This window comes from uncultured Marixanthomonas sp., assembly GCF_963974425.1.
Taxonomy (GTDB): domain Bacteria; phylum Bacteroidota; class Bacteroidia; order Flavobacteriales; family Flavobacteriaceae; genus Marixanthomonas.
Genome location: NZ_CAXBCK010000017.1, coordinates 17,036 through 31,288, shown reverse-complemented (window position 1 = coordinate 31,288; position 14,253 = coordinate 17,036). Strand labels below are relative to the sequence as shown.

General features: G+C 34.4%; 13 protein-coding genes. 6 read left to right on the top strand and 7 right to left on the bottom strand.

What is annotated here, in order from left to right; all coding sequences use genetic code 11:
• Positions 1-21: 21 nt before the first annotated feature.
• Entirely contained in the window at positions 22-1,179 is a 1,158-nt protein-coding gene (locus AACZ92_RS06575; RefSeq protein WP_339698685.1) for a glycosyltransferase, read from the top strand.
• Positions 1,164-2,504, top strand: a complete 1,341-nt coding sequence (locus tag AACZ92_RS06570; protein WP_339698682.1) for an HTTM domain-containing protein — start codon at positions 1,164-1,166, stop codon at positions 2,502-2,504. The genes AACZ92_RS06575 and AACZ92_RS06570 overlap by 16 nt, the downstream gene beginning before the upstream one ends.
• A 20-nt stretch (positions 2,505-2,524) precedes the next feature.
• Here the strand turns inward: AACZ92_RS06570 and AACZ92_RS06565 are convergent, their stop codons facing one another.
• Genes AACZ92_RS06565 through AACZ92_RS06545 form a run of 5 tightly spaced genes read right to left on the bottom strand, consistent with a single transcriptional unit; the run spans position 2,525 to position 8,161 of the window.
• Positions 2,525-3,274 (bottom strand): transferase, encoded by a 750-nt coding sequence (locus tag AACZ92_RS06565; RefSeq protein ID WP_339698679.1) that lies wholly within the window; start codon positions 3,272-3,274, stop codon positions 2,525-2,527.
• Positions 3,274-4,758 carry an O-antigen translocase gene (locus AACZ92_RS06560; protein WP_339698676.1) on the bottom strand — a complete coding sequence of 495 codons (1,485 nt, stop codon included), beginning with the start codon at positions 4,756-4,758 and terminating at the stop codon, positions 3,274-3,276. Before AACZ92_RS06560 ends, AACZ92_RS06565 begins: the two co-directional genes overlap by 1 nt.
• A gap of 2 nt (positions 4,759-4,760) precedes the next feature.
• Positions 4,761-6,020 carry an O-antigen translocase gene (locus AACZ92_RS06555; RefSeq protein ID WP_339698673.1) on the bottom strand — a complete coding sequence of 420 codons (1,260 nt, stop codon included), beginning with the start codon at positions 6,018-6,020 and terminating at the stop codon, positions 4,761-4,763.
• Between the two features lie 42 nt (positions 6,021-6,062).
• Entirely contained in the window at positions 6,063-7,163 is a 1,101-nt protein-coding gene (locus AACZ92_RS06550) for a DegT/DnrJ/EryC1/StrS family aminotransferase (protein ID WP_339698670.1), read from the bottom strand.
• Positions 7,160-8,161 (bottom strand): GNAT family N-acetyltransferase, encoded by a 1,002-nt coding sequence (locus AACZ92_RS06545; RefSeq protein WP_339698667.1) that lies wholly within the window; start codon positions 8,159-8,161, stop codon positions 7,160-7,162. Before AACZ92_RS06545 ends, AACZ92_RS06550 begins: the two co-directional genes overlap by 4 nt.
• Positions 8,162-8,279: 118 nt before the next feature.
• Here AACZ92_RS06545 and AACZ92_RS06540 point away from each other — a divergent pair, with 118 nt between their 5' ends.
• Positions 8,280-9,539 carry a hypothetical protein gene (locus AACZ92_RS06540; RefSeq protein ID WP_339698664.1) on the top strand — a complete coding sequence of 420 codons (1,260 nt, stop codon included), beginning with the start codon at positions 8,280-8,282 and terminating at the stop codon, positions 9,537-9,539.
• Positions 9,540-9,594: 55 nt separating this feature from the next.
• Here the strand turns inward: AACZ92_RS06540 and typA are convergent, their stop codons facing one another.
• Complete coding sequence (gene typA / locus AACZ92_RS06535) at positions 9,595-11,391, bottom strand: translational GTPase TypA (RefSeq protein ID WP_339698661.1); 1,797 nt, start codon at positions 11,389-11,391, stop codon at positions 9,595-9,597.
• Between the two features lie 179 nt (positions 11,392-11,570).
• Between typA and kdsA the strand changes: the two genes are divergently transcribed.
• Positions 11,571-12,389, top strand: a complete 819-nt coding sequence (gene kdsA / locus AACZ92_RS06530; protein ID WP_339698658.1) for a 3-deoxy-8-phosphooctulonate synthase — start codon at positions 11,571-11,573, stop codon at positions 12,387-12,389.
• Here kdsA and AACZ92_RS06525 read toward each other — a convergent pair.
• Positions 12,380-12,742, bottom strand: a complete 363-nt coding sequence (locus AACZ92_RS06525) for a DUF1801 domain-containing protein (protein WP_339698655.1) — start codon at positions 12,740-12,742, stop codon at positions 12,380-12,382. The two genes, kdsA and AACZ92_RS06525, sit on opposite strands and share 10 nt — an antisense overlap.
• A 576-nt stretch (positions 12,743-13,318) precedes the next feature.
• Here AACZ92_RS06525 and AACZ92_RS06520 point away from each other — a divergent pair.
• Complete coding sequence (locus AACZ92_RS06520) at positions 13,319-13,927, top strand: hypothetical protein (RefSeq protein ID WP_339698652.1); 609 nt, start codon at positions 13,319-13,321, stop codon at positions 13,925-13,927.
• Positions 13,928-13,929: 2 nt separating this feature from the next.
• The gene (locus AACZ92_RS06515) at positions 13,930-14,220 is read left to right on the top strand and encodes a transcriptional regulator (RefSeq protein WP_339698649.1); all 291 of its coding nucleotides are present in this window, start codon (positions 13,930-13,932) and stop codon (positions 14,218-14,220) included.
• Positions 14,221-14,253: the final 33 nt, after the last annotated feature.

Here is a 14,253-nt window from a genome sequence, read left to right as displayed (position 1 = left end):
TTCAGCAAATATAACGCATTTATGAAGATACTCCTTGTCGGCGAATACAGCAGGTTACACAACTCCTTAAAAGAAGGGTTAATTGCGTTAGGACACGAGGTTACCATTATTGGCTGTGGCGATCACTTTAAAAACTATCCAGTTGATATTAGACTGAAGCGAAAATACACTTCGGGACTTACAAAAAAATGGAAAGTATTACTTTTTAAGTTGTTCAGTCTTGATTTAGCTTCAGAAAACATTAAAAAACAATTTTTTAATCATTCTGAAAAACTGAAAAATTATGATGTGGTTCAGCTTATTAATGAAAGCCCTTTGGGTGTCACACCGAAAATTGAAAAGGAAATTATTTTATTTTTAGCTAAAAATAATAAAAAACTTTTTTTATTGTCCTGTGGCACAGATTATATAAGTGTAAGATATGCTTATGATAAAAAGTTCAATTACTCTATTTTAAGTCCATTGTTTAATGGAAAGGTGTCCAAAAAAGAATTTGATCCTGCTCTAAAATATATTCAGCCAAAGTTTAAGTCATTGCATGAATTTGTATTTCAATATATTTCAGGAGTAATTGCCACCGATATGGATTATCACATCCCTATGAAAGGACATCCATTGTATTTAGGATTGATTCCAAATCCAATAAATACTGAAAAACTATCCTATATTCCAGTTAATACTCAATCTAAAATAATAATCTTTCACGGTATAAACCGTGGTAATTATTATAAAAAAGGTAGTGATTATTTTGAAGAAGCACTTTCCATGCTTGAACAAAAGTATAGCGATAAAATCGAAATTATCACGGTTGAAAGTGTTCCCTATGCAAAATATATTGAGTTGTACAACCAAGCTCATATTGTATTAGACCAAGTATTGGGTATTGATCAAGGGTACAATGCGCTCGAAGCAATGGCCAAGGGAAAAGTAGTTTTTACTGGTGCTGAAAAGGAATTTGTTGAATATTACAACTTAGAAAAGACAGTGGCCATTAATGCAGTGCCCGATGCCCAAGCTATTTACAATGATTTGGAACAATTAGTATTAAACCCATCAAAAATTGCAGAAATTTCCAAAAATGCTCGGGAATTTATTGATACAGAACATAACTTTATTAAAATTGCAGAAAAATATTTAAAAAAGTATAATAGTTTTGAATCCATATGTTCAAGTCGATAAATAAACCGCTTTTTACTCTTTCGGTTCTTTTTAATTGTGCGATACTGATAGGTATTGGAAGTGGATATTGGTCTCAGCCCTATACCATTGCATTTATTTTGACAATGGTAGGGCTACAATTTTTAAGTCCTAAATTTTGGTGGACTACTTTTTTATCTATTATAAGTCTCTTGCTAGTTTATATCCCTATATTTCCAAGGATTACCAACCATGGCAACTTGGAAATATTTATTGGGCTTTTTCTTTTGTTTTTATTAGTCTATAAGTTTAAAAGCATAACAGCAAACACCTTTCGGCCGAAGAACATTTCGTATGTTTTCAGGTATACACTTATCGCAGTATATTTTATGGCAGGGTTTCACAAGCTGAACGCTGGTTTTTTTAGTCTTTCTGAAACCTGTAATTTATATGTAAGTAATAACTTAAACACTCTCCTCTTTGGGGAGAATTTTAAACCCTCACTTTTTTTAATCCGTTCGTCACAGATTATAACCATTATTGTTGAAATGTTGATTCCTTTTGGTTTACTACATTATAAAACCAGAAAAATTTCTGCTTGGGCCCTGGTGTTGTTCCATTTTTACCTTACACTATGTGGATTTTCTAACTTTAGTGCATTAGCAGGCTTCTTGCTTACGGGTAGCCTAATAAATTTTAATAAAATTGAAAAAAATTATAAAGCCTTTAAAGCAGTTCGATTATACGTATTTTTTTCAATGCTAGCCGTGTTAACCTCTTTTTTTATAACCCGTTTTAATTTAGTTGAAAACACCTTGATTCGGTTTTGCAATGGAGTAATCTTTAATCTGGGGTGGCTATTGTTTTTCTATTTCTTAATTACAAAAACTACTTACAAAAAACAGAAAATAAAGCCCACCTTACTACCCTTTATCCCAGTATTGTTTATAATACTATGGAGTGGACAAGCATACTTAGGTCTCTCCAATTCTGGAAACTTAACCATGTTCAGTAATTTAGTTACCGAAGCAAATCGTAGCAACCATTACCTAATCGACACACAGAAAACCAAAATATGGGGGTTTGAAGAAAATCTGGTTACCATAATTAAAATATCTGACAAGTATAAATGGGAAGGGGCTGGTACGCTAGATGGGTATGCGCTTCCTTTAATTGAATTTAAAACCCAAGTAGCAAAGTGGTCTCAAAAATATGAAGGCCCTATTGAATGTATTTTAATATATAATGGGCAATCCATCCATGTAGACGATTTGAAAAACTCTCAATTTAATGATGCGAAATGGTGGTATCCATTAATCCATTATAGAAGAATAGCCTTAGACGGATCAAATGGATGTTCTTGGTGATTCTGGTAACTTAATAAAAGTTATAAATTTAAAACAAGAGAACGCTCCATCATCTCACGCTCGCCCTCCCAGTCTCTTGAAATATTTTCCTTTAAAAGTTTTGCAGGAATCCCTCCTATAAGAATATTGTTACCATACGAAGTATAATCTTTATTGCAAAGGGTATTTGATGCTATGGTGCAGTAATTTGGTGTTTTGGTTCCTTTCATAACAGAAGACCACCTTCCTACATAATTATACTCGCCAAGGACAATTGGTTGCGAGATAGGTAACTTTTTATTCGTCCTTGTATCTATCATTTGGTGAAAATCGGTATCTATAATCTGGCATTCAGACCCCACTCTGACATAAGTACTGAAAGTAATTTTATTAGTACAAATAATTTTCCCCAAGGTAGCCATTCCCGCCATATTCCCTAGTATTAAAATAGCCTCTTCACTCACGTGGATAAAATAGTCTTTACCAAACTGTACTCGACCATGGCAAACTATTGTTCCTTCTAGTGATAATTCGGATAAGCCTAGGTGCCTAGTGGTTTTTTCGTAAGCCTGCCCAAAACCAATCATTCCCCTTTCAATTGGTGCTTCTATTTTGAATTTACCTTTTAAATTTTGAAACCGAACACTTCCGTAGAAAAAAACAGGAAGTTTTCTGGCAACAGAAAAAGGGAACATCTTTAAGTTAAAATACCAAGTAGCAAACCAGTTTACTGTGAGGTAAACTTTGAATTTCTTTTTAAGTTTTCTATAAGTTATCCTTACTCCGGCCATTATTTTTTTCTTCTGAAAAAGTTTTGAATCAAATCCCGTATCTCAATTTTTTTATCGATATGATAGACTGAAAAGATACTAGAAATTATAATCATAACACTCAATGATACATATTTCAGTACATCATCTTCTATATTTGATAATAAAAATGCAAGAGAACAAAGTACAATAGAAATTCCGAAAATGTAATAGAACTCCTTTTTAAATGTAAAATTATAGCGGTAATAGGTTATTAACCAAATTACTATAAAATGAATGAGAAAATAGATAAAATAGCTAATCCCCAATCCTTCAAGCCCCCAATACGTATAACCAATGATATTCATGACAACTAATGTAATATTGAAACCAATAGCAGTTTTAATAAATACTTTTGAGTCGCCTTTGGCAATAATAATATATCCCAAGGAAAAAGAAACGGCCTTAAACAACATCCCTAAAATACCCCAACTTACAAATTGCACCGTCGGCGAAAACTCTTGACTATACAGCAATGTGATAATAAACGGGGCAAAAGCAACAAAAATAACAATGATAGGCAGGATTAACAATACAGCTATAAAAGCTTGTTCAAAAACTATGTTTCGTACTTTTTCAATGGCATTGGAAACTGCCGAAAGACGTGGAAAATAATCCGTACTCATCGCATTAAATACTAGACCTACGTAGGTATTTAAAATTACCATCCCAGCATTGTAAAAACCTACAGCATCTACTCCTCCTTCATTACTTATATAAATCTGAATAACGTAAGCGGCAAGTAAGGTAATTACGCTACTTACGCTCAACGTAACGCCTAAATTAATCATCTCTTTCCCTTCAGAAAAAGCTTCTTTATTGGTCAGTGCAACTTTTTCAACTTTCGTTTTGTTTGTATAATACAGCGTAATCGCAAAACTGATAAGCGATGCAATGATAATTGCGGGAACAATAGCGTCTATTCTAAAAAAGTAATACAACGGCACGGTTATAAGAAGTCCAACCGTGTTTCCTACTAAATTAGCCTTCGCCAGATTGCCAAGCTTCTGCAAGCCCTGCAAAATAGCCAAATTACTATGCGTAAATTGCTTAAAAAGAAGTGCTGCAGAAAGCCAAATAAACGAAATGGTATATTCCTTACTTTCAAATGCTATTTCACTAAGCCAAGGTGATGTTATCATCATTAAAACGGTTCCAATGACTGCAGTAAACCAAACCAAGCGTTTTAAAACGTGGATGGTCCGGGCTACTTTACTGGCTTCGTAATTTTCTTTCGCATACGAAATATCTTTGACCGCGCTTCGGTTCAAGCCAAGGTTGGTAACCGCATCCACCACATTAAGTGTCGTGTTGAATAAACTGGCAATCCCCATTCCCGTAGGGCCGATAAACAATGCAATAAACTTAGACCGCACAATAGAAATAAGAATATTGAAAACCTGCACCCCGCCAAATAACGAAGTGGCTTTCATAACATGCCTAAATGAATTTCTATACGGCTGCATGGTTAAGGCGTTAAGGTTTCAGGATTGTTTTTTTGTTTTTTGAAATAGCGTAGTACCAAGAAAAATACTAAGAAAAAGTATAACACATACCGAATAAAATGGGCAAACACCACCCCTTCTACACCATATTCAGCAACCAATGCATACGAAAACACGTAAAACAAGACTAGTGAAAACAATTCAGTAAAAATAAAATTACGCACCATTTTCTTCGCAATAAATTGGTGTAACAATACCAAAGCAGCCAATTTAATAAAATCGCCTAATAACTGCCATTTAAACAGTGGTGCCATTTCATCAAAATCGATAAAGACATATTCTATAAACTGAAAGCGCAGAAAATAAATGACCAACATCCCAATGCCGAATAACGGTAATAATGTTTTATAAATATTAAAGAGTTCTTTTTTAAAACCCGTTTCGGTTTTTATTCCAGTAAATTTCGGAATTACATACAACGTAAATATAGCCCCAGAAAATACCATATAGTTTTTTGAAAGCGTGGTCATACCTGTCCAAATTCCTGCATCGTCTTCACTCATTCGCTTGGCTAACATAGAACGAATATCTATCTCAACATAATTTACTAAAACGGTAGCTACAAAAGACATTAATGAAAAGGCTAATAGACTTTTAGCGTAAGGTGCTTTAAAGGAAATTTCAGAAAACCGAACATAGCGCCGCAGTACTTTTATAAAAATAAAAAGCATGACAGCAACCTGAATAACCGGAATTAGCGCAATAGCAAGCAACGCTCCGTCTATGTTATAGTTATACAACATAAACAATGTTAAGGTGGCTCCTAACAAATAAGCAACTAATTCTATTTTTGCGAATTTTTTATAATCGGATAAACCATTTACAATACCATTGAACACCCGTTGTATCGCAATAAAAGGTGCTACCACGGCTACAATTTTCACGATGTAGGCAAAGTCTGTAGTATAGAAAAAATATTCACTAATAAACCCAGCACCAAAAAAAAGTATTAAAAAAGAAGTAACACTTCCTATCAATGTAAACACAAACGTGGTTGAAAAAAGTTTTTGAAGTTGCTCGCTATCTTCTTTGAAATCGGCTACATATTTTACTACGCCATTAAAAACACCAAACGAGGTGATAGAAGTTAACATTTGTAATAAGTTACGCAACGAACCAATTTTTGCGTATCCAGCCTTCCCGACAATATCTGTCAACTCACGCTGTAGAAAAAAAGCGACAAACAACCGTATTACAATAACCCCAGCATTTAAAGAAGTCATCTTTAAAAGCAGGTTGTCGCGTATAAATTTTGGGATTTTCAATTAGTAGTTATTGATTGCTAAAATAACCTCATCTACCTCTTCATCACTCATCACCGGACTTATTGGAATACTCACTACTTCATTATGAATTTGCTCCGTGACTGGAAATGATAAATCATTAAACTCCGGTAATGCTTCTTGTTGATGCGGTGGGATGGGGTAATGAATTAATGTTCCTATTTTATTTTCCTTTAAGTATTCTATAAAATCGGTGCGGTCTTTTACCCGAACCACAAACAAATGAAAAATATGATTTTCACTGTCATCCCAAGTTGGAAGAGTGATTTTTTTATTATTTATTTCAGAAATATACTTTCTTGCCAACCCGCGTCGGCGTTCATTATCAGCATCAAGTTTGGGTAGTTTTATATTTAAAAAGGTTGCTTGTATTTCATCCAACCGAGAATTAAAGCCAGTTAATTCATTTACATATTTTGAAGAAGCCCCGTAGTTGCGAAGTTTTCGCAATACGGCAGCCAATTCATCATCGTTTGTTGTAACCGCTCCACCATCACCCAAAGCACCTAAGTTTTTTGTTGGATAAAAACTAAAACCAGCAGCATCACTCAAATTTCCAGCTAGTTTGCCATTTGTATCTCTTGCTCCATGCGCTTGTGCGGCATCTTCAATCACTAATAGATTATTTTCTTTTGCCACTTTTGAAATATCAGCCATCGGTGCCAATTGCCCATATAAATGAACGGGCATGATGGCTTTTGTTTTTTCAGAAATACTTTTTTCCAACGTTTTACTATTGAAATTATAAGTGTCTAGCTCGGCTTCAACCAAAACTGGAGTCATTCCAGCTTGTTTAATGGCTAAAATGGTAGCGATATAGGTATTTGAAGCTACCAGAACTTCATCGCCTTCTTTTAGTTTTCCTAATACTCTATAGCCTTCTAATATCAGCCGCAAAGCTTCTAGTCCGTTTGCAACCCCAATACAATGTTTGGTTTCGCAATATTCAGCAAAGCTGGTTTCAAAAGAACTGACATTATTCCCTAAAATATAATAACCAGAATCTAAAAATGCTTTAAACCGCAACTGAAATTCGGCTTCAAAACGGGCATTGATTTTATGTAAGTTTAAAAATGGAATCATATCAATGATAGGTCTAAAGTTTTATACGCAGCAGTCTCTACAACGTAATTATCTGCAGTAAACGTACGTGCGCCACAGCTTTCTTTCCAAAAAATAAGCCCTTGGTTTAAATGTTTACCGTTTTCTTCGCTTGAAATATTAAAGTCAAAATACCGCTTATCAGTTTGAAACTGATTAATAATAAAATCGTACGCTAAATCTAAACTTCCGTAGGTGTTTTTATCTACATTCCCGGAAACATATTGCGGGTGAATAGTTGTCTTTGTCAAGAAAACCGTTGTCCCAGCGACAATTCTTTTGTCTTTATAAACATTTACTTGTTTGATATTCTTCGGAAAACGGGAAGCCAATAATTTAATTTCTTCGAGTGTATGAACGGGGTTCACTCCGTGTTTTTTCTGTAGGTTCGGGATTAAAATTTCATTCCAAAATCCTTCGTAATTATCATCTATCTGTACGGTTAATCCATTTCTAACCGCTTTATTAATACCTTCTCTTCTGTTTTTCTGAAATCGTAATTTATTTGCATAATCGATTACCATCAATACATCACGTTTCACCAAAGTTGCATTTGCTTTAAAAAGAAAGTACGATAATTCATCTGCCGGAAGTGTATTGTAAAATGTCGGGATGATACGAATATCCATAGTTTTAATTCCTTCAGCATATAAAAACTCGAGTGTTGCTTTAAATGCTTCAAAAGCAGCCAATAGTTTCCCTTTTTCCTGAAGCACAAAACTTCCGTAGGTCAATCCTTGATGCGAAATAACCGTATCTCCCTTTTTATTAGCCGGTAAAACAGCGTAGAGCTTTTCATCTTTATACACCATCAATGAAAAATCTTCAAACCGATCACTATGGTACTCCATAAAATTACGGTCAAATAAAAAAGTGGCGTTTTTTGCCGAAGCGATAAAATCGTTCCATTCCGCTTTATGCGAAGCAGTATATTTTTGCACCTGAAATTCAGGTTTGTTTTTATTTTTCGGTGTATTCAAGAAACTAATATTGGTTACGCCATGTAAAACTAAAATTATTTTTACTTTTAGCAACGGTTTTACAAGTATATACTATATGGCGTTGTTTACTTTTTTTGAGAAGCACTTTAAACTTTGTGTGAGCACCCTATTTTGTGTGGTTGCCATTCTTGTATTAACTACTCCCATTGCATTACAACCCGACTCCTTAGGTTATATTGATATTTGGTTTAACCGAACGCCAATGTATCCTCTTTTTGTAAATGCTGTAGAAGCTATTTTTGGTGATTATTACAAACCAGCTTTAAAGGTTCTACAATTACTTTTAGGTCTGGCATCGGTTTGGTTTTTTGTCAATCAGCTACGAAAACACATTTCTTTACAAGCATTTTGGTATTTGTTATTGACTGGTATTTTATTAATTCCATATGTGTACAACCATAAAATTGCAAATAACATACTTACAGAAGCAATTGCCTATCCGTTGTACTTATTGATAACTATACATTTTTTATTATTCTTTTTTAAGGAACGTACTAAACACTTAAGTTATGCACTCATCTTCTTGTTCCTCCTTCTATTAACGCGAAAACAGTTTTTGTATTTTGTACCTATTGGTTTGGTAATCCTATTTTGGATAAGTTACAAATCAAAAACGTTTAAAAACCACATTCTACATTTTATTGTTTTGGTACTACTGCCCTTTCTGGTTTCACTGACGGATAGCACCTACCATAAAATCGTGCACGGTCATTTTACCAATACCCCTTGGACCGGCATCCATCTTTTAGCGCCTGCGATGTATGTTGCAGATAAAGACGATGCTTCTATTTATACTTCGGAAGAAGAAAAAGCCTATTTCAATACTATTTACGCTGAAATTGAAGAAAATAACTTTAATGAAGCTGCTGCCATTTCTGAAGGGCAAGATGTTATCTCACACTATATAGCCAATTTTGCAAAAATTGCAAATGGTACAATTTATCCTATCGGGAAAGCGCGATACGAGAAAGAACTTTCGGAAGATGATGCCTTAATTAAAGTTGATGAAACGACTACGGCAATGGCCACACCATTAATAAAAGACAATTTTAAAAAATGGCTTTCGCTGTATATTAAAAATTTCAGTTACGGATTTGAAAACTCAAAATACGTGTTGTTATTTGTTATTTTATTTCTCTTCGGAATTAGTAAAATAAACGTCTCAAATACCAACCGATTTAAAGCTATTGCTTTTGTAACGTGTATCACTTTAAGCAATATAGCTATTGTAGCTGTGGGAATGCACACCTTAAAACGGTTTACTTTTTATAACGATTGGGTGCCGTTTTTTGTGATTTTTATTTTATTGAACAGTATAAGCATTCATTATATGTCCCAAAGAAAATCACACCAATAAAAAAAACCACCATCAAAAATGACAGTGGTTCTTTCTATAAAATTTCAGAAATAAATTACATTATCTTATTTCTTTTTCTATCCACTTCTTTTAAATATACTTTTCTAAGACGAAGGTGGTTTGGTGTAACCTCAACGTATTCATCTTTCTGAATATATTCCAACGCTTCTTCTAATGAGAATTTAATAGCCGGTACAATTTTGGCTTTATCATCTGCACCAGAAGAACGTACGTTACTTAGTTTCTTAGTTTTTGTAATGTTCACTGTCATATCGTCTTGACGAGAGTTTTCTCCAATAACTTGACCTTCGTAAATATCTTCTCCCGGATCCACAAAAAAGCGACCACGATCTTGTAATTTATCGATAGAATAAGGGATTGCTTTTCCTTTTTCCATAGAAACTAAACTACCGTTTTGTCTTTCAGGAATACCTCCTTTTAAGGGTTGGTATTCTAAGAAACGGTGCGTCATAATAGCTTCACCTGCTGTTGCAGTTAATAATTGGTTACGCAAACCAATAATTCCTCTTGAAGGAATATTGAATTTACATACCATACGTTCACCTTTGGCTTCCATACTTAACATTTCACCTTTACGTAAAGTTACCATTTCGATAGCTTTACCGCTTACGGTTTCAGGAAGATCGATTGTTAATTCTTCAACTGGCTCACATTTTTTCCCATCAATTTCTTTGATGATTACCTGTGGTTGTCCAATTTGAAGTTCGTATCCTTCACGACGCATGGTTTCAATTAATACTGAAAGGTGTAATACCCCACGACCAAATACCAAAAACTTATCGGCACTATCTGTTGAGTTTACACGCAACGCTAAATTTTTCTCTAATTCGCGCTCCAAACGTTCTCTTACGTGACGAGAAGTAACAAACTTTCCATCTTTTCCGAAGAAAGGAGAATCGTTAATAGTAAACAACATACTCATTGTTGGTTCATCAATAGCGATGGTTTTTAATGCTTCTGGATTTTCAAGATCGGCAACGGTATCACCAATTTCAAATCCTTCAAGGCCAACCAAGGCACAAATATCACCTGCCTGAACTTCGTCAACTTTTATACGGCCTAAGCCTTCAAACGTATGTAATTCTTTAATTCTAGATTTCACTTTGGTGCCATCACGTTTTACCAAAGTAACTTGCATATTTTCTTTCAATGTACCACGCTGTAAACGACCAATAGCAATACGCCCGGTAAAGGAAGAATAATCTAATGAAGTAATCAATAATTGAGTTGTACCTTCTTCAATTTTAGGAGAAGGAACATGCTCTAATACCATATCTAAAGCTGGCTCGATAGAGTCGGTTGGCTTTTGCCAATCGTCACTCATCCAGTTATTTTTAGCTGAACCATATACAGTTGGAAAGTCAAGTTGCCATTCTTCAGCACCAAGTTCGAACATTAAATCGAAAACAGCTTCATGTACCTCATCTGGAGTACAGTTGTCTTTATCTACTTTGTTTACAACAACACATGGCTTTAAACCTAGTGAGATTGCTTTCTGCAACACAAAGCGTGTTTGTGGCATCGGCCCTTCAAAGGCATCGACTAATAATAAAACCCCATCGGCCATATTTAATACTCGCTCTACTTCACCACCAAAATCGGCGTGACCTGGAGTATCGATAATATTAATCTTTGTGTCTTTATATGTAACCGAAACGTTTTTAGACGTAATGGTAATACCACGCTCACGTTCCAAATCATTATTATCCAAAATTAGCTCCCCGGTTTGTTCGTTTTCACGAAACAAACTACAGTGGTGCATAATCTTATCTACCAAGGTGGTTTTACCGTGGTCAACGTGGGCAATAATGGCGATGTTTTTAATTGTCATAATGTTACCAATTTTTAGGCGTGCAAAAGTACTGTTTATTAATGGAATATCACACTATAATTAATGTTATATTTTTATGAAATTAATTATAGTTTTATCATATAAATTTCTGAATTAGTAAGTAATGAGATTGATTCTTAAAATCTATATTTCATATCTTTGCATAACAAATGAAAGCTATGAATCTTAACGAAATCCCAAGACTAAAACACACCAACTCCAACAACTTCTTCCTTCTAGCAGGACCTTGCGCTATTGAAGGAGAAGATATGGCAATGCGTATTGCCGAAAAGGTTGGTTCAATAACTGATGAGCTTGAAATCCCATATATTTTTAAAGGCAGTTTTAAAAAAGCAAACAGAAGTAGAATTGATAGTTTTACTGGAATTGGTGATGAAAAAGCATTGAAAATCCTTCGGAAAGTTTCAGAAACTTTTGATCTCCCTACCGTTACTGATATACACGAAAATAACGATGCTGCTATGGCTGCAGAATTTGTTGATGTATTACAAATACCAGCATTTTTAGTGCGTCAAACCGATTTAGTCGTTGCGGCTGCCAAAACAGGAAAGGTAGTCAACTTGAAAAAAGGGCAGTTTATGAGTCCTGAAAGTATGCAACACGCAGCAAAAAAAGTTACTGATAGCGGAAATAACAAAGTTATGATTACAGATCGTGGAACGATGTTTGGCTATCAAGATATGGTGGTAGATTTTAGAGGCATTCCAACTATGAAACAATATGCTTCTACTGTTCTAGACGTTACCCACAGCTTACAACAGCCCAATCAAAGTGTAGGTGTTACTGGAGGTCGTCCAGAAATGATAAGTACTATTGCTAGAGCTGGAATCGCAACAGGAGTAGATGGCCTATTTATTGAAACCCACTTCGATCCTGCCAATGCCAAAAGTGATGGAGCTAATATGCTTGATTTGGCAAAATTAGAAAAATTATTAACTGATTTAGTTGCGATTCGTAAAACAATCAATCACTTGTAATATTTTTTACCTTTTACAGAGTATGCTTCTTGTAAAATTTTTACAATGATATTCTCATCGATTTCCTCCAAGGTATAATAGCGCAATGATTTCATATGCTTTCTCCCATCAGAAACTAGCTTTTCTGTGTGCTTTGTCAAATGAGTTCCGTGCCAAAAAACTAAATCTACATATCCTTTTGTTTGATTAAGATAACAAAAAGGCTGTTTTCCTTCTAAATAAAAAAAGGGAAGATGCCATTTATACAGCAATTTCACTTCACTTATTTCGCGCTCTATAAGTGCTTGCAAGTATAGAAGTATAGCACGGAAAGGCTCCGGTTTATCCAATATATATTTTTCGGCAGGCTTCATATTTTATGTCAATTAGCTCGGGCAACCCTATAAGGCATTATGAAGATAAAATATTCTATATTTTGAGGCAAATCTCGGAGGTTTTAAACATCAATTATACACTAAAAAAACCTGCCTTTTTCAAGCAGGTTTTCTTTTTAAACTATATTATTTGGCTAAAAATAAACTATAAGTTTCTAAATAAAAAAAAAGGCTGTCAATATAAATTGGCAGCCCTTGTAATCGCTATTATTAACTCCCCAATTAATTAAGCTATCACAAAGATGGCATGAATTGACGCTTCAAACAATAGGTAAAAACACCTATTTAATAGAGGGTTTTTCCTGTATTTAAAAAAGTGCAATAAAAAAAAACCACTCAAAAAAGTGGTCCTTTTATATAATCGCTTTATTAACTCCCCAATTAATTTAGCATTGATTAATTATAAAGTAAAGATGCGAGGATTTGTTTTAATTTTCAAGGGGGTTTTTCCTGTTTTTTACATAGGGTTTTTCCTATTTTCCTCCGTTTTAACAAACATTTGGTTTTTATATATCAGAAAATTACACTTACTTTGTTTTTCAAAGTTCTTTAAAAATGAAACAAAAAGATTATTTAAAAGACATAAGTGAGATTAAAAAGCTAATGAACCGCTCTTCCAGATTTATCTCACTAAGCGGATTATCAGGTATATTCGCAGGAGTATATGCTATAATAGGAGCCTTAGTTGCTTATATATTTTTATTCCCTAAACCTGGGGAGTACCTAACGCTTCATAGCCAAAATTTTAAATTACTTATTCTTGTTTTAGCACTTGTGGCGATATTAAGTGTGGTTACAGCGTATTTATTAACTACTCGAAAAGCAACAAAAAACAATGAAAAAATATGGGATGCCACCACTAAACGATTGCTCCTTAACTTTCTAATTCCATTAGCTACTGGAGGTATTTATATACTCATTAAATTAGGCAACGAGCATTATGGCCTTACTGGTGCCTTAATGCTAGTATTTTACGGACTGGCACTGGTGAACGCTTCAAAATACACGCTCGGAAATGTAAAATACTTGGGATATGCCGAAATTATAACAGGGCTTATTTGCACAGCTTTTCCTGGTTACGGACTTTGGTTTTGGATACTTGGTTTTGGAGTACTTCACATTATTTATGGAAGCCTTATGTTTGCACAAGAGAAAAAACAATAACTGTGGGCATTATCGATAACATAAACAAATTGTTTGATCACCGTATCAGGCTCGGAATCATGTCCATTCTCATGGTAAATGAGGCTATTGATTTCACTGGTCTCAAGGAGCTACTTAACGTGACTGATGGTAATCTTGCCAGCCACTTAAAAACGTTAGAAAAGGAAGATTATATTTCCGTGCAAAAACAGTTTATTGGTCGTAAGCCCAATACAAGTTACAGTGCCACAAAAACTGGGAAAACTGAATTCAAAAAGCATATTGAAGCATTGGAAAAACTAATAAACAACTAATTTTTTTATTAATTAACTTTGAAATTCAAAGTA